Origin of the sequence: Halorubrum sp. Hd13 (assembly GCF_002252755.1) — an archaeon.
Classification (GTDB): domain Archaea; phylum Halobacteriota; class Halobacteria; order Halobacteriales; family Haloferacaceae; genus Halorubrum.
In genome coordinates, this window is sequence record NZ_NHOY01000004.1 from 23,212 (window position 1) to 43,133 (window position 19,922).

At 55.4% G+C, this 19,922-nt stretch carries 16 protein-coding genes; 11 read left to right on the plus strand and 5 right to left on the minus strand.

The window, feature by feature from the left end; genetic code table 11:
• Nucleotides 1-219: 219 nt before the first annotated feature.
• Both DJ81_RS19515 and DJ81_RS00480 read right to left on the minus strand, forming a co-directional pair.
• Nucleotides 220-447 carry a DUF5684 domain-containing protein gene (locus DJ81_RS19515; RefSeq protein ID WP_241881410.1) on the minus strand — a complete coding sequence of 76 codons (228 nt, stop codon included), beginning with the start codon at nucleotides 445-447 and terminating at the stop codon, nucleotides 220-222.
• Nucleotides 448-697: 250 nt separating this feature from the next.
• Entirely contained in the window at nucleotides 698-1,357 is a 660-nt protein-coding gene (locus DJ81_RS00480; RefSeq protein ID WP_241881411.1) for a hypothetical protein, read from the minus strand.
• A 548-nt stretch (nucleotides 1,358-1,905) separates the two neighbouring features.
• Here DJ81_RS00480 and DJ81_RS19010 point away from each other — a divergent pair.
• The gene (locus DJ81_RS19010) at nucleotides 1,906-2,118 is read left to right on the plus strand and encodes a hypothetical protein (protein ID WP_094523936.1); all 213 of its coding nucleotides are present in this window, start codon (nucleotides 1,906-1,908) and stop codon (nucleotides 2,116-2,118) included.
• A 10-nt stretch (nucleotides 2,119-2,128) separates the two neighbouring features.
• Here the strand turns inward: DJ81_RS19010 and DJ81_RS00495 are convergent, their stop codons facing one another.
• Nucleotides 2,129-3,100 carry a DUF3592 domain-containing protein gene (locus tag DJ81_RS00495; RefSeq protein WP_094525985.1) on the minus strand — a complete coding sequence of 324 codons (972 nt, stop codon included), beginning with the start codon at nucleotides 3,098-3,100 and terminating at the stop codon, nucleotides 2,129-2,131.
• A gap of 307 nt (nucleotides 3,101-3,407) precedes the next feature.
• On the opposite strand from DJ81_RS00495, the gene DJ81_RS00500 reads away from it, so the two are divergent.
• From DJ81_RS00500 to DJ81_RS19520, 5 genes are all read left to right on the plus strand, one after another.
• Nucleotides 3,408-5,084 (plus strand): ATP-binding protein, encoded by a 1,677-nt coding sequence (locus DJ81_RS00500; RefSeq protein ID WP_094587919.1) that lies wholly within the window; start codon nucleotides 3,408-3,410, stop codon nucleotides 5,082-5,084.
• Nucleotides 5,085-5,529: 445 nt separating this feature from the next.
• Complete coding sequence (locus DJ81_RS00505) at nucleotides 5,530-6,009, plus strand: DUF3592 domain-containing protein (RefSeq protein WP_094523933.1); 480 nt, start codon at nucleotides 5,530-5,532, stop codon at nucleotides 6,007-6,009.
• Nucleotides 6,010-6,597: 588 nt separating this feature from the next.
• On the plus strand, nucleotides 6,598-7,014 hold the full coding sequence (locus DJ81_RS00515) for an SHOCT domain-containing protein (RefSeq protein WP_094523931.1): 417 nt from the start codon (nucleotides 6,598-6,600) through the stop codon (nucleotides 7,012-7,014).
• 904 nt (nucleotides 7,015-7,918) lie between these two features.
• Nucleotides 7,919-8,917, plus strand: a complete 999-nt coding sequence (locus DJ81_RS00520) for an IS110 family transposase (protein ID WP_094587921.1) — start codon at nucleotides 7,919-7,921, stop codon at nucleotides 8,915-8,917.
• A gap of 619 nt (nucleotides 8,918-9,536) precedes the next feature.
• A complete protein-coding gene (locus tag DJ81_RS19520) occupies nucleotides 9,537-11,147 on the plus strand; it encodes a hypothetical protein (RefSeq protein WP_249269038.1) in 1,611 nt (536 codons plus the stop codon).
• Between the two features lie 338 nt (nucleotides 11,148-11,485).
• On the opposite strand, the gene DJ81_RS00530 is transcribed toward DJ81_RS19520, so the two are convergent.
• Nucleotides 11,486-12,025, minus strand: a complete 540-nt coding sequence (locus DJ81_RS00530; protein WP_249269039.1) for a glycosyltransferase — start codon at nucleotides 12,023-12,025, stop codon at nucleotides 11,486-11,488.
• A gap of 583 nt (nucleotides 12,026-12,608) precedes the next feature.
• Here DJ81_RS00530 and DJ81_RS00535 point away from each other — a divergent pair.
• The 5 genes from DJ81_RS00535 to DJ81_RS18580 all read left to right on the plus strand — a co-directional run bounded on the left by DJ81_RS00535 (nucleotide 12,609) and on the right by DJ81_RS18580 (nucleotide 17,450).
• Complete coding sequence (locus tag DJ81_RS00535) at nucleotides 12,609-12,950, plus strand: winged helix-turn-helix domain-containing protein (RefSeq protein WP_198948037.1); 342 nt, start codon at nucleotides 12,609-12,611, stop codon at nucleotides 12,948-12,950.
• Nucleotide 12,951: 1 nt separating this feature from the next.
• The gene (locus DJ81_RS00540; protein WP_094527544.1) at nucleotides 12,952-13,269 is read left to right on the plus strand and encodes a hypothetical protein; all 318 of its coding nucleotides are present in this window, start codon (nucleotides 12,952-12,954) and stop codon (nucleotides 13,267-13,269) included.
• A gap of 96 nt (nucleotides 13,270-13,365) precedes the next feature.
• On the plus strand, nucleotides 13,366-14,376 hold the full coding sequence (locus DJ81_RS00545) for a CPBP family intramembrane glutamic endopeptidase (RefSeq protein ID WP_094527543.1): 1,011 nt from the start codon (nucleotides 13,366-13,368) through the stop codon (nucleotides 14,374-14,376).
• A gap of 996 nt (nucleotides 14,377-15,372) precedes the next feature.
• Nucleotides 15,373-17,061, plus strand: coding sequence for a serine hydrolase (locus tag DJ81_RS00550; RefSeq protein ID WP_249269040.1), 1,689 nt, complete (start codon nucleotides 15,373-15,375; stop codon nucleotides 17,059-17,061).
• Nucleotides 17,058-17,450 (plus strand): hypothetical protein, encoded by a 393-nt coding sequence (locus DJ81_RS18580; RefSeq protein ID WP_094557152.1) that lies wholly within the window; start codon nucleotides 17,058-17,060, stop codon nucleotides 17,448-17,450. The genes DJ81_RS00550 and DJ81_RS18580 overlap by 4 nt, the downstream gene beginning before the upstream one ends.
• 613 nt (nucleotides 17,451-18,063) lie before the next feature.
• Here DJ81_RS18580 and DJ81_RS00555 read toward each other — a convergent pair.
• Nucleotides 18,064-19,851, minus strand: a complete 1,788-nt coding sequence (locus DJ81_RS00555; RefSeq protein ID WP_094587923.1) for a transposase — start codon at nucleotides 19,849-19,851, stop codon at nucleotides 18,064-18,066.
• Nucleotides 19,852-19,922: the final 71 nt, after the last annotated feature.

Here is a 19,922-nt window from a genome sequence, read left to right on the forward strand (position 1 = left end):
GGGGGGTGATCGATGGAACGTCGCGGGGGAGGTGGTGAGCCTCCCATCCGTCGGGGGGAGAGGTGAGCGATGGGAGAGGCTCAGCGACCGGATATTTGTTCAAGACCGCCTCCGGCCGGCGGCTACCTGTATATAATACTGGGAATAGTATCAAGCCCATAGCAGCGTTTCATCGGGAGAAACACGGCGCAGTTGGGCCTGAATCAGATTTTTTGAGTGTCAGGCCACGCTCTCAGTTGAGCCAGTGGCATCGTTATACTGGTAGCCACCGAACCCAAGAAGTGGGTAGAAGATGAACGAAATAAACGTGAGTCCGAGGCCGAACAGGATTCCCTTATTGAATTTGCCAGCGATATCGATACTAATCTTCAGCGTGGCGAAGAAATTGATCACCGGGACGAAGAACAGAGCAAACCAGTACCATGCGTTTCCGCTTACTTTGACCAAGACGTAGAGGTTTTATATCGGAATAATCTCAGCCCACCCCGGCTTACCAGCTTTCTCAAATACTTTCCAAAATCCGGCAAAAATCAAAACAGTGAGTCCTAGTGTAACGAACAATTCAATATTGGTACTACCTGCTCCTTGTATCGAAACGGATGAACTCAACGCTAATCGCATCACTCAACTGATTCTCCTATATCAATAAGAAATCCAAGTCAGCGTTTCAGGCACTGAACCACAACCGTTAGAATAGTTATATCCCGAAGTGCGATTCACGTGTGACAACAGTGTATCCCTGAACCGAGAGCACCTCGTCACGATACCGATTCGCGATCAGCTGTTGTGGGACACGTCGTAGTCCGAACCGCCGATTTGAGCTGTATGTTACGTCGATGGTTGTGTATTCCCTTGAGCTGTTAATCGTCGACGTATATGTTGCCCATGGTTGTCCATCAACCGTGACTTCTGACTCAATTAGGTAGCCACCACCTGCTGTCGAATCCGTTTTCGTGTGGACAGTCACGTCGGCCGATCGGAGTCCAAACAGGTACGAAACGGAATATATTGCTGTGTCACCCTCTATGGAGACCTTATCAGCCACACCCCATTGAAGTGCGAGAACAGGCGGTAGGGGCCCGGAAAATTCGTCAATAACAGTATCAAGGTCGTCACTAGTTCGAAGTCGGAACGTCCCGTTTGACTGAAAAATAGGAAGTCGTACTCCAATAATGAGGATAGCTGCGACGAGAACAGATGGTAGCAATGCTGTTACGAGATATGTGCCGAGGAATACCGACACCGCGAGGACGACGACAAGCGCGTTGAGTGGACGTTCGCGTCTAAGATATTGCTGTGCGACATCAACCGCTTTTTGTGAGCGCTCAGAATCCGTGGAGGGTATCGTGGAAACCATTGATGACAGAAATTTACTTTTGCGTTTTGATACAATTTCTCAACATTAAAAGAAGTTAGCTCTGTTAAAATCCTTAGATTCTGATACAAACTCCACGCGAGATACAGGGGGTGAGTTTATCATACCGAACCCAGACTTCCAGAACACATATCTTCGTAGCTTCCGGCTAAGGAAGTAATGTCCGCGCTTCAGTCTGCCCTCCTCAATTGGAACCCGAGTCGGTTCATAACTGCCGTCATAGCTGGCGCTGCAGTCTTTCTTGCGTCCCAGGTTACTGATGGAGTTCTCTTGGAGTTTGGTGTGGCAGTTATCTTAGCAATGGTACTCCATATTCCATGGTGGTTGTACAACCGTCATACCACCCAGTCTGTAGATGGGTGACAGACTCGCGCCCTGTATTCGGCAGCCTGTTTGTATCAACTGCTGAGGATTTCAACAGAGCCGAGAGGTTGAAATGGTGAACACAGAAGTAAAAACAAGCAAATGGATGTACCAACCAGCACTATTGCTAACTGACGAACTAAGCAACGTCGTGGTGATTAATACACATGATAGATGACATTTTTGAGTTCATTATCGAACTACTGCTGGAGTTGGTCCCAAACGCGGTATGGAAGGTTCTGCTGAGTGTGGTCGGGATCGCAATGACGGCAGTCGGAGCGATAAAAATCACAGAGTCAACACGAATAGGGGCCGCATTAATCGCCGTCGGTACATTCCTATTTATAGGCTCTCTCCTCTCGTTGTACCGATCGAGCTAATTCTTTTTTATCACGACGCCGTCACGAGCACGAACGCGACGACACTGATGAGGAACACGATGAGTGTGAACACGAAGCCGGTCAGTTTCACTCGACGGCCATAGGCGTTGAGTTCTTCTCGGGAGTACATGATTGTAACGAGGCGAGACGGATGTCGGAACGGACTCGGTGGCCGTGGGTCTGGAATACGTTCACGCAGTCGTCTGTATTCGGTAAATGACCAAATGCCATAGAGTGTGAGCCCAAAGACAAATCCTAAAACCGATAGAAGCGCCGCAAGTAACGCGAATCCGACTGGATTAGTCACACTGACCTGTAGTGATGATCCCTCCGAATTCAACAGAAGTGCTACTATGGTTACGAGAGAAACAAAAAACACAGCTGGTGTAAACAGCATGAGACGCTTACTAACTCGAGACAGTGTATCCCGACTGAGCCCGAACACCGTGTTATATCGAGTTGGCTCGCGCTCACTCGTTTGACTAATCTCTGTATTTTGGCCAGGATTACGCGCCCCAATCGCATGAAGTGCTGTCAAGAGCGCCAGAAGACTCCCGAAACCAATGAATCTGAATGGAGCAAATATCGTTTGTCGCTTGAGAAACGCTCCACTAGGGTTGTCGGGGGTAACGTAGGCTGTAGCTGTCTCATTCGGTTCGTACGGCTCAATAATACGCTGAGCGTCGCTCTGGACGGTGTATATCGGCCTCGTTGAGCCTGGGAACACCTGTTTGCTCGTATATTCACGCCCCTGATATTCGTAGGTGTGCTCAACTGAGACGCGGTAGTAGAAGCGACGCCCATCAGATCTGCTGATATCGGTGCCAACAACAGTTGTTTCAACAGCGACAGCATCGTCAACAGCGTTCGATTGCTGGACGTAGTCATAACCTCCATACCCAGCGATACCAAGTCCGAGAATGAGCGCGAGAAGGATCAGCGGCGTAACCGTGACAGCCACCCCACGGAGAGTAAACTGCATTTCACCTGAATATTTTTAGGGGAACCAATAAGCCTGAACGGAGTGTTTCAACAGCAGCAACAGCAGTCAGTTGATCGCTATACCGCTGGACGAAGCCGACAAACTTAGAAATAAACTTACGAAACAACTATCCTCAGAGTCGGCTATACCACTCGACATATCCGTGTTTCCGGGCCAGTAACGGGTGTAATGAAATTATGGATGAATCACTTGAACAACCAGCGTGAGTGAGCGCAATGACACCAGTAACTGCCCAGCAGTTCAACGCTGTTCCATATAAAAATCCGAAAGCGAATCCCCTCCGCCAATGCTGCTCTCATTAGGACTCTCAGTTGCCGTTGATGTCGTTGCTGTAGGCCTGCTGGCGTGGGTAACGTGGCAAACTGCGAAGGATCGGTCCCCCCCAAATGCGGTCCCCTTTGCGCTAATAACCGCCAGTCTGTTGCTGTGGGCGCTCCTCTCGCTGATATCTGAATTTCCGAACGCGTGGGGGGTCGGATCGAATTTGGCTGCTATCGCGCAGGTTGTCCCGGTTGTGTTTCTTCCCGCAATATGGCTAGTCTATGTGCTTGGATATATCGGCCGAGAGACAGGCTTTACTCTTCTCCGAGGGGCGGTGTTTGTTCTCCTTACGCTCCCGCTGATTGGGGCAGCAGCCACGTTCGAGGGTGACCCAATGCGAGAGGAAATTCGTCGCTCACTCGCGTCGCTCGTCGGTACTGAATTATTCTTATTGTTCATAATTTACGTCTACGCAGCGTTTCTCTTCCTCAGGTACGGTTGGAACCACGGGCGTGTTTCAAGGACACAGGTTGGGATCCAGCTGGGAGCAATCTCAGCACCATACGTTATTGGGGGCTGGCTGGACGGGAGTTTGATCATCGATGGAGTCACTGGCGGGTTGTTAGTTTCGGGAGTGTTACTTGCCGTTGCGATTCAACGCTATCCGGTATTGACGGGGTTCCCGAAAGCAGATTATGTCGCCCGGTCACGCGTCGTCGAATCGCTTCAGGAGGCGGTTGTCGTTGTCGACTGGGAAGCAAATATCCTCGATGCCAACGTGACAGCTGAAAGCCTGTTTGGGTGGACGACACGAGACGTGATTGGGACACCACTCAACGCGGCCGTTGACGGGTTCGGCGGGGTAGATCTATCAGGAGGTACCACAGAGGTCGCCTCGCTTCAGACGACAAAGGGCCGACGTCCGTTTCAGTACACGGTCTCCGACGTCGAACGCGACATGGGTGACAGCGACGAGGAGCCTGTGGCGCGGACAATTGTCTTTCGAGACGTGACCGATCAACGAACCCGGGAACAGCGGCTCTCAGTACTCAACCGAGTGCTTCGACACAACGCCCGGAACAAACTCGACGTGATCTTAGCGCATGCGGATCACGTAGAAGACGACACGCACCAGACAGCCATTCAAAATAGTGCCAGCGAGCTTGCCTCGGTCAGCCGGAAGGCACGAGAGGCTGAAGCGGTTATGACCGATAGCGTTAGCGCTCCGTCAACGGTCGACATTGCTGCTGTCGCCCACGAAGTCGCTGCGACGGCACGTGATGATTATCCGGATAGCAGCATCTCAGTCACCGCACCGGAGCGGCTGCAATTGACCTCCTATCGAACTGTTGTGCGCCGGCTCATGACTGAACTCGTTGAGAACGCTATCGTTCACTCAGATGACCCCGCACGAGTCGATATCGAGGTGGAACGAACAGCTGATGATATCCCGCAGCTCCGCATCGCGGACAATGGTCCCGGGATCCCAGACCGAGAGCGTGACTTATTGACCGAATCGAGCGAAACACAGCTCGAGCACGGACTTGGAGTCGGACTTTGGTTCGTCAATTGGGCCGTAAGCCAACTGGGCGCTGAACTTGAGTTCCAGTCAACTGGTTCCACAGGCACTACTGTAGTCGTTCGTTTTTATCGGAACAAAGAGTCGATGCCGCAAGACTCAGACGGCAGTGATAATCGGTGAAGGCGTATTGACGCCATACTTCTAGAGGAATGTACTCTATTAAAACATTCGCCAAGTTGTATATTCTGACGCAGTTGGTGTCAGTACAATATCAGCAGAGGTCTTTCTTCGGCTAATTCAATTAACAATGATGCCCTCCACTAACACCAATATCCAGTCACTCCGGCAACCGATAGTACATGGTCTCCTCTGGTTCGTTGTTGTCTTGGTATACGAATATCTGATTACCGATGGCACACTATTTTCAGCACTTTTAGTGGCAATTATAAGTGCGATCTTCTATGGTGGGCTGATATACTTCTGGAATGTATACTGAACGAAAGTTCTACAGTATCAACGAACAAGTGTATGAGATTGAATAAACTGGGACAAAAAGTAAGCAACCCTCAATGACCAGCCGTTTCATCTACCTCTGACACGACCTACCCACACGCGGTGTTCCTCTGTGGCTCCGCCGGTCCCATTGGATAGTCTCAAAGGTGCGTTACTGTACATCCTCATTGGGATTGCTATCATCAGCTACGGGGGATACGATTACGTTCAACAGACAGAGGCAGTTCGAGAGTCAGTCGAGGTTGATGCGACTATCGCTGAACTCGACATCGAGACGGACAGCGGAACGTCATCAAATCCAGGTGCGAATTTCGATTCAGTGGTCGAGTTTGAGTACACCTATAATGGGAATGAATATACTGGAACAAAAATATATCCCGCAGATATTGAACAGAACTACGAAACGCAGTCAGGCGCCGAATCAGCTATTGAAGAGTACGAACAGGGGATACAGACAACCGCATATGTCTCTCCCGACCAGCCGGGAGATGCGTTTTTGAAAGATCAAACGTCAAACGCACCGATCATCGCGATTGTGCTCAGTGGAGTATTCACTCTCTTCGCAGCAGTTTCCGCCGTAAGGAAATTCTAACACGCTGAAACTGCGCTCGGGGTGATAAGTTGGGCGTGAGTCAGGTTAAATACGTTGCGCATCAGAATTATTTGGCCTGAGAATCGAATACTATGCCTCTGTTTCTGAGCTAGAGAGCGTGAATAACACCTATACAATTGCCGGATGCTGACTGAATTATGGACAGAAGCTCGAAGAGTCAGTTGTTGGTTTCTGGAGGAAGTCTTCTGCTAGTATTCCAACTAATTGTGTTTCAGCAGGCTTTCAATATTGTCGCAAATCCTGGAGTTTCAGGCACGCTGAGGAATGTTTTCAGTGGTGGATTGTTACTCATCGCTACGATCTGTATCGGTAGCGGAGCGTATCTTCGGTATTAGCGTATCTCAGTTATACAGGGTCTACACCAAGCGCCTGAGCGTCGATCGATTTTTGTGAAAGAGTAGCATACACACAGTTGCTGATGCCCTCCGCAGATTTACGGGGACAAACCTCCTTCGAGGGCCGGAGGGATGGGGGGGCATCAGCGTTTTCTACGCTGGTAGTATGCCTCTGGTCAAGAACATTTAGCCGTATGTATTTTGGCCGTGACCCATAATTGTCGACACGGTGATGCCCTCCATATTCGATCAACTGGACGATCATCCGGTCTCACTTGTGGCCGGATTTGTGACCGTCGCCGGAGTGTATGTACTCACTCCGGCAGTGTGGTACGTGGCACTGACCGCGGGGATGGTCGCGTCTGGCGTTCTTGAGTTCACGATTAAGGAGGTACCGCCCGATACCGACGAGTATGACCCGGAACAGTACCCGCTATGGGCAGCCGCGGCTTCGGGAGACGTTCCGAGCGACAGTCACGACACCGGCTCTGCGGATGATGCGCTGTCAACACTACAAGAGCGATATACCAGCGGAGAGCTCAGCGATGCGGAATTTGAAGACACAGTCGAACGACTCCTCGAGTCCGACAGAGATGACGCGCCATCGCATCTGGAAGAGGATTCGGTCTTGGAAGAGTCGGAAAAGTAACAACTCTGGTGACGATATAGAGCCAGTCATCTGTCCTTTAAAACGAGACTAACTCTCAACTCTCACTAGCTCTCCGCCACACACGCCAGCCGATCAAAAATAGCCTTCAACGACGCTAACCACTCCGTTTCCAGTTTCGATCTTGGCACACTCATTCGGATCGCTGCCGAGAAGACAGTCTGCGCGGTCACCCACACCGTTATCCAGTCGGACGTCTACTCGGTAGACTGCGCGTTCGAGACGAGTCTGGATGCTGACGGTGTCTTGTGGACCGACAGAGACGGTCCGGGTGAACGCGGTTTCGCCGTTGTCGTCGGTGATTGTGATGTGAACATTGTGGGTACTATCGTCGTAATTCCTGAGGCATAGACTCTCACCACTAACCCGACGTGTATCTGGGTTTCCTGAGTGGTCGGTTGTGCGATGCTCAGCGCGATAAGCCTGTTTTGCGGGCATGTATGGACGGTGGAAGTCCAGTCCGTAATAAGTTGAGTCACCGTTACGGAACGTGAAACACGGATTCTACTACTTCGCCGATCTGTGTCGACCCTGTCACTGACCCAGAAACATTGGACCCGGGTATATGCCACTTCAATACACTAGGGCAAACATTCGACTTGAGATAGAATCGTTCGGTAAGCAGTACTCGGGGGGCCTTTGGGGGGTTCGAGGGCTCTGTTGACTCGATGGAAACGCTGCTACTCCATGAGAACGTGAAACAAGATATGGGGCGCAAGAGACCGACGGATTTCACGTGCCACAGAGCACGTTCTGTTGACTGGTCCGTGTGCGAAAGAAGTCGAGTCATGGGCGTTACAGCCCGGATGCCGCGCCCCGCGGCATCCGGGAAAGCCCGAATAGGTGAATCTCTGCTTCACGCACTGGCGTCCCGGGTGAACGAACCATGTACCTCGGAATAGACGTCCACAAACGGTACGCACAGGTGGCAGTGATGGATGAGGCTGGGAAGATCGTCGAAGAGGTTCGCGTCGAAAACGCGAACCTCGACGACCTCGCCCAGCGGTACGCCGGCGCACAAGCCGTGCTTGAGGCGACCTCCAACTACTACCACATCCACGATACGCTGTCGGAGCACTTGGATGTGACTGTCGCTCATCCCAAAAAGATCAACCAGATCGCAGACACCGACAAGAAAACCGACCGCGTTGACGCCAAAGAACTCGCGCGGATGCTCCGGTTAAATTCGGTGCCTGAAAGCTACGTTCCGACCGAGGAGGTCAGGGAAGCCCGCGCACGAGTGCGCGGGCGACAGACGTTGGTCGAAAACCGTACCAAGTACGCCAACAAGATTCATGGGCTTCTCTCCGATCACGGCATCACTGAGGACGTGAAACCGCTAACCGTAGAGGGACGAGAGTCCCTGCGGGGACTCTCGATCCCGACGCCGTTCGATACGTTGCTTGAGTCGTACCTCGACCTGATCGAGTCGCTCACCGATGAGATTCAGAAGCTCGATGAGACGATCGAAGAGCGCGCTGGGTCTCTGAAGGAGACCCAGCTGCTCATGACGATTCCCGGTGTGAGTTACTACACTGCGCTGACGATCTACGCGGAGTTAGGTGGGATCGACCGGTTTGACGGTGACAAGGAGGTCGTCAGTTACGTGGGATTGAACCCGGTGATCCGCGAGTCAGGTGACTCGCGGATCGAAGGGAGCATCTCAAAACGTGGATCAGGGAGTGTGCGATGGTTGCTCGTTCAAGCAGCAAACACCGCAGTTCATACCAGTAACGACGAGTATCTGAGTCGGTTTTACGACCGGTTAGCAAGCCGAAAGAACTCACAGAAAGCGATTGTGGCAGCAGCTCGGAAGATGCTGGTATCGATCTACCACATGCTTGATCGGGGAGAAGCGTACGATCCACCCGGTGTGACCGCATAGACGAAGGACCTGAGGGCCGCCCGTTCGGCGGCCCTCAGTGGCCAGCCGAGGCCCTCCATGAGCGTCAGCTATCGCCAGACAGCGACCGCACCGCAGACACGTTCTGGCCGCCTACCGGCTGTGAAAACAGCAGATCCCTAGACGGCGTAATCATTTTGTCGCTAGGCGTGGTTTGCCCGGGTAGCAGCGTTTCCATAGGTGAAATCCACAATCGGTGATATGCTCTTAGAGACGTGCAAAGTACAGAGCGCGAATCTGCCGCACGCTAATTCATACGAATACTACAATTATAAGAAAGCTTATAATAACGTATCACCTCTACTGTACGATTATGAATTCACGACGACGTGATAGTCACGCAAATAGCATGCGACGTGCTACCACGAGCAGACGGGCGTTACTCACAGCGAGCGGCGCCGTCGCAATCGGCGCGCTAAGTGGCTGTCTGAGCCAAGTCGCGTCGTCAGTCACGAACACAGGGTCGTCGCCTGCGGCAGTGTTCGCAGGTGCGGATTGGAACGACGATGACACGGAAGTCACCTTCGAGATGGCACCGGAAGGCCCGCACGTGGCTCGGTTGACTCCAACGGTGGCCGGGCGAGTTGAGTTGGAAGGGTGGGTGACTTCGACCGCGCTCGCCGCGGCGAACTACAACAACTCTCGGAGTGACAAGTCAATTATCCGGGCTCCTGACGGGGATGGAGATGCCGATGCCGATGGCGTTGACGACGACGTTCGCGGTGAGGACTATAATACGCCCCGGAGTAATCGGAGTATCGCGGGACCCAGCGATATCATCGACGACGATATCGACGAAGACGACGAGACGTTCCGGCGCGTCTTCCGACTTGACGCACAGCTCCAAGAGGCGACGACTGCGGCTGCGACAGCAATTTCGAAGCGGAGTGCGCGGACGGGGCGGAATCCGGAAACGGAGAAAGAGATTACTGGGGTGTTGGGTGATATGGAAGCGGTGCTGGCCGAGATGCGGGCAGTGCTGGAGCGGTGTTCAGACGAGTCCTGTGTCGCGGCACTGGCGAACGTCGCAGATAGGGAGGCAGACGTTGTCCGAGCGCAGGAGTACGCTCAGGACGGCGAATGGGCGGCGTTCGGTCTTGACGGTGGTGGCGGGAACGACATCCTCGTCGGGGATTACTTGCTTCCACCAGTCGAGTTTGACTCATCCGGGTTGTTCAGTCCGGGAGAGCAGGCGGAGCTTTTCAGGTATCTTGAACAGAAGCCTGTTGTTGCGGAGCGGTTCGCTGTGTGTTTGCCCGATGCTGAGGTTCCGGGTGGAAACGGGAGTATCGAGGAAGCGGTGACGCCGGAGCGGCTCTTCGCCTACCTGACGGGTCGGTCTGATGGTGAGGGCCAACTCTACGCGTGGGGGTCAAATTCGGCTGGTTTGAGTGGTCCGGATGAGAGTGGTGATTGTGACGATGACGACTCCACTGTGTCCCCGGGTGCGGTATGCGGGGCAACGCCCCACTTCGTTGCGGAGATGACGGGGCCTGTGGCGACGGGCGGTGGACTCGTGGCTGAGCGCGCTGCTGACGGCCACGTTGTTGTGACGAACTCTCCACCGTCTGCTAAAGCTGGTACATCTGTTGTGGTGTGTCCGGTTGAGGGTGAGCCGTTCGAGCCGGAGGGGTTGGATGCGTGGGCAAAGAAAATGGATGACCTACCTGTGGAAATTACTCAGCAGGGTCGGTTGCTCAACCTGACAGTAGCGCAGGTAATGGTTCAGCCACCGGGTTGTCCGGAGCCGGTTCCAGCCCTCATGTACGTGGGTCGAGGGCTGAACGATGGGCAGCTCATCTACTCAGGTGGATGGATTATCGATGATGCTGCGTTGTACGAGAATTCGACGACGGTGTTGTCGATGGTGGGGGCAGCACAGGTGGTCCCGGTTGGACTCGACCGTCTCGGCGATCTCGACAGTGATGGGCTCGGTGATGGAGTGGCGCGAGCAGGGGTGAGTGAGCGGGCTCTGCGGGGCGCGCGGATTGAGTTGGGCGGAGTCGACAGAAGCGGCGACATCACTATCGAAGGGCTCGGTGGGAGGCTCCCGGGAATGACGTCCGGAGTCGATAGTGAAAAGGGGGAGACGTATCGGGTTGTGACGCACGTGGCGGTGGATGCGCCGGTGTTACACTTGGTGAACGCTTCGAGTGCGTCGGATGAGATAAAATTCAAGGCGGGGGCTGAGCTGTCGAAGAGCGTGAACTGACTGTCCGTGTTGTACCATACACTCTCGGTGGCGACCCGAGTTCTCGAACAGTATCGCTGTGCTGTATGTACTCTCTGTATACAGCACGCGAGTTCTACCAGACTCTGAGGATTTCGACAGAGGCCTCTTTCTACTACGAACGATACCACATAGGATTCCATTTTTTCAGAACAATCGTTGTAGCCGTTGCCACAGAAGAAGACACAGCCGATGAGAACGGCGACCAACACACCAAACGAAAGTTTCGCTACCGTTGGATCATGCGTTGCGAAAATCTGGTTGAACCGGATATGTCGTTCAACCGTCTGCCGGAGACTTCCACCCATTGGTACCCGGCGTCAGCGTTGAACTGACGTTACATCGGTGTGTTCCCCGAGGCGACCATCGTCGCTGATAGTCTGGCGGAGCTCCGAAAGGAACCTTTCCCCGTCAAGATCACTTCTGTCAAATATGACGGATCCACCCCAGGCGTGGTCGCCCATATACGTCCCGAGCGTTCCCCCAAGAGCATAAACAGGCTCTAACAGAACTGCAAGCGGATCCTGACCGACGAACGCCGGCAGCTCCGTTGTCGGGCCGTATTCGGCGTAGTCCTCGCGGAGGCGGTCAAGCCAGTCCGAGGGGTGATGAAAATCATCGTCGGTCCAGACGAAACGGTAGTAATTGGCAGCCTCCATCCCTACAGCGATAGCATTTGCTTTCCCCGAACACCCGACAGGGCCGCCGGCGGGGATCAACTGGACGTTCTCCGGGAGCGTGTTTCGGTCCGCAACCGGGTCGTCCTCGGTATCGTGGATGATGAGGACCTCGTCCTCGGGACCCAACTTTGCGGCGACATCGTCACAGGCGTGGGTCCAAGACACCGTCGGGAGGAGCACGCTTGTCGGTATGCGTGTAGACATTGATGACTCACTATGATAGCTTCTCACGGCGAGACCGGACTCCGCCACCTAGCAGACTGCTGACGACACCGCCAGCAACCGCGAACGTGACAAGTGTTACCGTGAGTATGGCGGACAGGCCGACTTCCTGCCAGAGGACGAATGCATCTGGTGAAGCCGCCAGTACGCCCACGCGGACGATGCCCCTGTGATACCCCACCGGTTCAATAGCACCCGTCATGGCCAGAAACGTTACCACTGTCCATGGCAGTGTTCCCACCACGCCGGCTACGGCACTCACCACGGTCCTGCGACGCTGGCGCTGGAGTCCGCGTCCTGCGAGCCAGCCACCGGCGACAGGACCGATTCCGGTTGGGACGGCTAGACACACGACGATGCTGCCAAGCAGTGTCCCTGCTATGGTCTGCCATACAGTCTGTGTCTGGTTCTCGGACATCCGTACCTGAATATTGAGCGTACGTATGACTGGCTGTTTCTGGTGGCTTCACCTACTGAAGCCAGACAGAACGGCTAGAACGGCACAACCTATATTGACGAACGAAGAGATGACCGATGTACCGTGTCCGAGGTGCGAGATCCCGAAGCGCTCGCGGATTTGCTTGGGGACGAGTGTACGCGCACGATTCTCGTCGAGACGAAGAAGGAACCGTGCTCGGCGGCGGAGCTCAGCGACTGCGCCGGGGTCTCGGAGCCGACGGTCTATCGCCGACTCGAACGACTCCGCGAGTACGATCTGGTTACCGAAGATATCCAGCCAGTCACCGACGGAAAAAACTACAAGCTCTACCGGACGGATCTTGACGGGATCGAACTCGATCTCAGCGAAGACGGCTTTGAGATTACGATTTCACGTCGGGAACGGATGGCAGACCGCTTCACGCAGTTCGTAGAGGGAAGCTAATATGCTCGATACACCGCTCCAATTGATTGATCTTGATACGCTACGAACCGTCCGTCAGCTGAGCGAGGTGATCCCGATGATCATCGGTTTGGGGATCGGTTACCTCGCTTACACGGCATACCGGCAGAATCAGAGCCGTCCGATGTTGTACATCGCGATCGGGTTCATACTAGTATTGTTCGTTCAGGCTCCGCTGGCCCTCATCTTCATTTACGTCTTGGAGCTTCCCACCCCGGTCCTCAATAGCCTCCTCCAAATCCCCGAGTTCACCGGTCTGGGACTGATCCTCTACGGGCTGTGGATGCCACGCCGAGACTAATGTCACGCCCGAGCCCATATACGACGGTAGGTTGACTTCAACCAGTGAAGCCAGGGAAATCAGCCTTTTTCCATGCGTCCATGCGTTCAGGTGTCGATGACCGAAGCAGACACCGACACCAACTTCGAACGAACCGCGTCGCGGTCGGGCGATGACGACCGGCGAACTAATTACGGTGGCATCACCGGACGCGTCGTCTCCGTGCTGTGGAATCGAACCGAGAATCGCCCCCGTGCACTCTGGCGGATCCTCGGAGTGGAAGTCGCCGCGCTCGTGGGGATTTTCGTGCTCCCGGGGCTGGCGCTCGCGGGCACCGAACTCCCGCCGTCGATGACCGGAGCCGCCTCAAACCTCATCGCTGCCCTCTCTGGACTCCTCGTGGCGGTTGGCGTCGCGAGGTACGTCGACCGGCGACCGTTGACCGACTACGGACTCGCGTTTGACCCGTCGTGGCTGAAGGACTTCGGCGCTGGCAGCGTCATCGCCCTGGCGGGGATGGCGGTAGCACTCCCCGTGAGTCTGCTTGCCGGGTGGGCGACCGTCTCCGAGGTGTTCTCGGGTGGCGCTGGCGCGAACGTGTTGCCGTTCGCCGCCGCATTCGGAGTGTGGACCATCCAGTGGATGTTTGTGGCCTTCTGGGAAGAGCTGGTCTATCGGGGCCTCATTCTGACGAGCGCCGTCGAAGGACTCCGGAGTCGGTGGCTGTCCGACCGTGGCGCGGTCGTGGCAGGAGTGGTGGCGTCCTCGCTGATATTCAGTCTCGGGCACTTCCCGGATACGCTGGGAAAGTTCGGATTTCGGGCGGCGTTAGGGCTCCTCCTCGGGGGCGCGTACGTGTGGACCGACTCGCTGGCGCTGCCGATCGGCCTCCATTTCCTGATCAACTTTGCGATAAACAACATCTACGGGCTAGCAAACTTCGGTGAGGCTGCGGGGGTTCTGCCGATGCTGATCCGGCCGACGTTCACCGGCCCGACACAGTTCGTCGGGGTGTACGGGGCAGTCAACGGCGCAGCCGTGCTCTGTGTCGCTGCGCTCACCGTCGGATACGTTGTCCTCCGGAACGGCGATCTTAGGTCGCGGCTGTCGTCAGCGTACATGCAGTGAGAGTGACCTGAGTACCTACGACGCATGACGCGGACATCGACGTGGAACGGTGACGCCGAGCGGCGGATTCACCGCCCACCCGAAAGGGTTCGACGCCGAGTTCATGGACAAGCCCCACCCTCAAAACGCCGAAGGCGTTTATCATGGGGTAGTTGACTAGTAAATGTGGATATCAAAATCAGGTTGATCGTTCGGAAGCGGATTGATATTCGCTGATAGCGCTTCCGATCAAAGTGAGGATAACAAAGAGGCCGATCACGACAAGCAAGCCTCCCCACCCCGGTTTAGACAGCTGGTAGAGAAGCCAACCCATAATCACGTTCGCACTAGCTAATCCGAACGGATAGATCGCTCGTAATGGGTCCATCTTCTTGATCAGAGGCGTAATGAGATCGTGATGAGACTCCTCAAATTGGGATATATTCAATCCAGAGAGCGTATTCCAAGCAATTTGATGGGGACCCCGCGTCTTGAGACGCTTCCCTTCTGTGGTGTTTCCAACTGGATTAGAGGGACCGTCTGATCGAGATACGTCCCGTAGGTCCGGTTCGCATGCGCGGTGCACGTATCGGCGCCACCGATCGACTGGCATACTCGCATACGCGTATCCTGTTTTCCGCGCCACATATACACTGAGTACGTGTTACAGGCCGAGAAACCGGAAGATGCGGTCGTGGTCGCGATTTGCTCTTATCCGTACGGTTACTACTCCCAGCGAGAATTGTCACCCCACTCGTCGAGCGATCACCGAGACGGGCGGGGTGAATCGCCTCGGGGTCAAGCCCCGAGGCTTCCCGTTTCTACGACATAAAACGCGCCGGGGCGGGACTGAGAGCCTTGTCGACGGCGATTTGACCGTCCCGCTCGCGCGCTGGCTCCCGGAACCGAGGCGGTCAGCGGGTTGGCTGACGCGTCTGTATATCGGTGAACCGCTGTTTCAGGCTCTAAAACACTGGTGTTATTTATTTGTCTTTACCGCTGGGACTTCCGTTTGAGATGATCAACACCAGCAGACGAACCTTCCTAACGGGTGTCGGCGGACTGGCGCTGACGGGCGTCGGATCGACTGCTGACCGCGCGAAAGCCAGTTCACGCACGGTGGAGGCAGGTACGGTTCCTGAGACGGTGTCCCCCGAGATGAGCGATCTTGAGTCGGTTGTCGAAGAGACGCTGGCGTCGCAGCTCGGCGACGCTGCTCCCGGGGCGACAGTTGCGATTGTCAACGGCGACGATATCGCACTCGCAAAAGGATACGGCCACGCCGATGTCGAAACGGGGAGGCGTATGGATAAAAAAGAGACAGCCACCCGTATCGGATCGGTCTCGAAACTCGTGACGTGGACGGCAGTAATGCAGGGCGTACAGGATGGCGTCCTCGATTTGGATGCCGATGTTAACAGGTATCTTGAGGACTCCGCTGTCACTATCCCGGACACGTATTCCGACCCGGTGACGCTCCGTCATCTCGGAACCCACACTGCCGGGTTCAGCGTCGTTCCAAATCCTGGACTCGTTACGAACTCGAACGCACTCACCAGTCTGGAAACGGCGCTTGTCGAGGACCAACCGGACCGGATCCGCCCGCCAAGCGAAGCTGTCGCGTACTCCAACTGGGGCGCGACGCTGGCCGGTCACATCGTCGCTGAAGCATATGATACGACCTTCGAGGAGTACGTCCAATCAAACATCTGTGGTCCACTCGAGATGAACCACAGCACGTTTACACAGCCGGTTCCCGCTGACCACCCCGGCGACCTGGCTGCCCCACACGATTCGAGTGGCGACGAAATTACTCGGGTGGATCCGTTGTACATCAACTGGGGGCCGGCCGGGTCGATGAGTGCGACGGCACTCGATATGGCAGCGTTCATGCAAGCGCATCTCGGGTACGGGACCGACGCGATACTGAACAGCGAGACGATGGCAACGATGCACAGCCGACAATACGGACGTCACCCGGCGGTCAACGGACTGCGATACGGGTTCTTCGAGTACGGCCCTCCCAGTGGATCGTACATCGGTCATTCGGGCGGGACCGTCTACTACACTGCTTGGCTGGGGCTGCTCCCAGACCACGACGTCGGAGTGTTCATCGGGTTCAACGGTCTCGGAGACCCAGTCACTCCCGCCGCCGAGATCCTGACCGAATACGGCTTGTTCCCTGAAACCCCAACACCTGATCCAACCACGGCGCGAACGAGCCGCGAGCGCGCTGAGGCGGTAGCGGGTGAATACAAGTCTACGGCTACCGCTTTTGAAGACGACTGGCGTCAAGTGATTGGGCTGTTAAGCCGACTATCTGTCGACGCAACTGATGATGGTGGTCTCGTCACACAGACCATGGGAGGCGACGCCGTCGAGTGGGTCGAAACCGAGCCGTACGTCTATCGCGAACGTAATGGGGACGATGTCCTAGCGGTCGATGTTGCGGACGGGCGTGTCACGCAACTGCACCTTAACAGTCAACCGTCGACTACCTTCCTCCCGGTCACGATGCCTGACCAGCGCAAGGTCACGCTCGGAGCTGTCGGAGCCGCAGCCGGGGGATCCGCTCTTTCTCTCGTCGGGTGGGCGGGAATCAGCGGCTGGCGGCGTCTCAGTCGCTTCCGATCTGGTAGCGACGGCGGATCCACACCCGATGACGAGACGGCTCAACCAGACCGCAATAAGGAGGGATCGCAGTGACAACTCCACAGTCGCCGTCCAACTCCGGCGAGGCAACAAAAGAAGGACGCAGGGGCATCGCCCTCGGACAGCGGGTGCGGAACCCCGCGTGGCTTGGCCGGGCCTCAGCCGTCGGGTTCTGTGTCACAGTGCTTGTGTTCGCCGGGAGCTTCGTGTTCACACTCATGAACCTCGATCAGTTCGCACTCCTCATCGTACCGGCTTGGCTGCAAGCAGTGCTCGCACTCCCGTACGTCGTTGCGGTGTTCGCACTCGGGACTGTCGCCGGAGCGGTCTCAGGCTGGCGGCACTCACACTGGTCGCTAGCTGCGAGAATCCACCAAACAGTGCTCGCGGGGCTAGCGATTCTATTCGTCTGGCAACTAACCGTCCTCGGATTCTTACCGTGAGTGCCACAGTGCGTATACGCACCGACGCAGTCGACAATCCACTGGAATTACGGAGAATCAAGGAGAAAGCCTCGCGCTTCAGCGCGGGGATGAATCCGACAATTCTCTACAGCAACCACAAACTTCTGGTCGGGTGTTTTAACTGAGTGATTGTCGTACCAATAGTTATCCGAGGCGGTCTATCCGCCCACTTAATCGGATAATATCGGGATTCCCGACCACACACAGAAAGCACCCTTTCTGTTGGAGTGTTCGGGTACAGTAAGAAGTACCTCTGAATCCCATGCCGGGATAGGAGTAACGGCTGATTGGCACAGCCAGTAGCCGTCACCGGGACAGCTACAAATCGTAAACACCCCAAACCAGTGGTGCGGGGCCGTGGGAATCTTCGCCCTTCAGGGCGGAGAGGATGTCAAAGAAGTACGAGGCGGAAGCCCACGACTTTCGTCGTGGGAGAAAGTCGACATCCAAACGTCATGATAGATGAAATTCTAGAGTTTGCTGTTGACATACTACTAGAGTCCTCGGTAATTGAGCCTCAGTTCTCAAATTCAGGATGGCCTTCGAGACGGAACGGATAGCCATCTCCGAACACCTCTCGAACAATGTTACTTCAAACTGATAGATCTCGCACTTCTCCGATATCAATGTCCTCTATGTCAAGCAGCATGGCGATCATCAACTGGTTGGCGGTGAAGGGGTAACGCCCCTGGTCATCTTTCACCGGGTGGTCGTTCTCCACAGCGTACTTCACGTTCGACGCCATCCACATCGCGTTGTAGATGAACACCATGCTGGCGATAAATTCTCGCTGGCTCCGGAGTTCGCTTGCCGACTTCGCGGTGAAATCGTGTTTCATCAGTCGATAGGATGTCTCCACCGCCCAACGCTGCCGATATCGTCGCCCGATCTCCAACCCGCCGAACTGCTCGGGATTGAGGTTGGTGTAGTAGACCTCCCAATTCCTCTGGTCTTCGGTTCCGGTGTCAGCCCTGGAGATACGTTTCTCCGACGGCATCGTGATGAGCCACGACTCGGCCTCGATTTCCGGGACTTCCTCACCGATGCGAACGTCGTATCCCGCTGCATTGTAGTCCAGGTCGTTGTAAATCGCGCCTTCCTTGAGTTCCCTCACGATAGAGGGCATACGCCCTCGCAGACGGGAAATGAAGTCGAGGCTGTGATTTTCGAGACACTCGTGCATTCCGCGACCGTAGAATCCCCCGTCCATACAGACGACATCGGGCTCAACGTACTGATCGGCGTAGGTGAGCAGTTCGTCTATCTGGTGCTCGATGCTCCCGCGGCGCTGGATGCTCTTCGCGGCCAGCGTCACGGGTATCTCGACGTTGGCGAGGCTCACGGACGCGATCTGGAACGCGTAGGCGCTCCCCGCCTTCTCATTCACACCCTCGACGCCGATGGGCTGGTCTTCGTGCGGAATCTCATCCCGGTCGAGCAGCTCCCCGTTCTTATTTTTCTGGTTCGAGTGCCGACCGTACCACATGATATTCGTGAGGTCCACGGCGATATCGGTCGTCTCGGGCAGGTAGCCGTACTCATCGATTACGGTAATGATCGACTCCAAGGCGGCGAGATACATCTTCCGCAGTTTGAGTATGTCATACTCGCGGAGTTGGTTCCAGAACGTTTTGAAGCCGGGCACGTCTCGGTAGTAAAAGTACGGGAGAAACCGGATTGATTCCTCGGCGTCGTTGGGGTGGATGTTGCACAGACCGGCGATCTCCATCAGCTTGAACAACTGCCACTTGGGGTACGTGACCCGTGACTCGTCCCGGTCCAACTGGAAATATTGGTACGCTCTCTTCCGCATCTCGCGCGAGATGAGCACGAGCGGCGGCTCTCCGCGCCCGTCGGCTGAGGATTCCGGCAGCGTGACGACCTCGTCGTTGTCCTCCAGTTCCTCTAGGGCCTCCCGAACCTCGGTACGTACCTCACCGCCGAGTTGTTTCTCGACTTCCTCGCTGATGCGCTCGATTGTGTTTTCGGTGACGGTGTCGTTCAGGCCGAGATGTTCCGCAACGCCGTCCTTCAACTCCTCTTCGATGGCGTAGTCCTTCGAGGCGGTGAGGGACCGGTAGAGATAGAGCCGTGCGGCGTCCTCCCTGTCGAGTTTGTACCAGTTCTTCTCCAGCTTCCAGAACGGGAGGGTGTCGGTGACGAGGTCAAGCTCGCCAACGGCTTCGGCTGGATCGAAGCCCTGGTTCAGGTAGGCCTGAAGTTGCTCCGAGATGGATGCCATCGGCCACCTCTTTGCGTGTAGCAGCTCGAAGCCAAGCATCAGGAGTGCCTTCGAGTTATCAGGGAACTCTGCCGCCAGCTCGGGATTCGACGAAAGGTCGAGATCGATAGATCCAAACTCCTGTGGAGGATTCGGCACGCTTCCGGGACGTTACTGCTGTATAGGTTATAAATTAGCAGGTGTCACCTATCGGTGATGTTAAGTTAAGA

Excerpts from the sequence above, each read along its gene's own strand:
- DJ81_RS00480 (WP_241881411.1), bottom strand. The coding sequence starts at position 1,357 with ATGGTTTCCACGATACCCTCCACGGATTCTGAGCGCTCACAAAAAGCG.
- DJ81_RS19010 (WP_094523936.1), top strand. The coding sequence starts at position 1,906 with ATGATAGATGACATTTTTGAGTTCATTATCGAACTACTGCTGGAGTTG.
- DJ81_RS00495 (WP_094525985.1), bottom strand. The coding sequence starts at position 3,100 with ATGCAGTTTACTCTCCGTGGGGTGGCTGTCACGGTTACGCCGCTGATC.
- DJ81_RS00500 (WP_094587919.1), top strand. The coding sequence starts at position 3,408 with ATGCTGCTCTCATTAGGACTCTCAGTTGCCGTTGATGTCGTTGCTGTA.
- DJ81_RS00515 (WP_094523931.1), top strand. The coding sequence starts at position 6,598 with ATGCCCTCCATATTCGATCAACTGGACGATCATCCGGTCTCACTTGTG.
- DJ81_RS00520 (WP_094587921.1), top strand. The coding sequence starts at position 7,919 with ATGTACCTCGGAATAGACGTCCACAAACGGTACGCACAGGTGGCAGTG.
- DJ81_RS00540 (WP_094527544.1), top strand. The coding sequence starts at position 12,952 with ATGCTCGATACACCGCTCCAATTGATTGATCTTGATACGCTACGAACC.
- DJ81_RS00545 (WP_094527543.1), top strand. The coding sequence starts at position 13,366 with ATGACCGAAGCAGACACCGACACCAACTTCGAACGAACCGCGTCGCGG.
- DJ81_RS00550 (WP_249269040.1), top strand. The coding sequence starts at position 15,373 with ATGATCAACACCAGCAGACGAACCTTCCTAACGGGTGTCGGCGGACTG.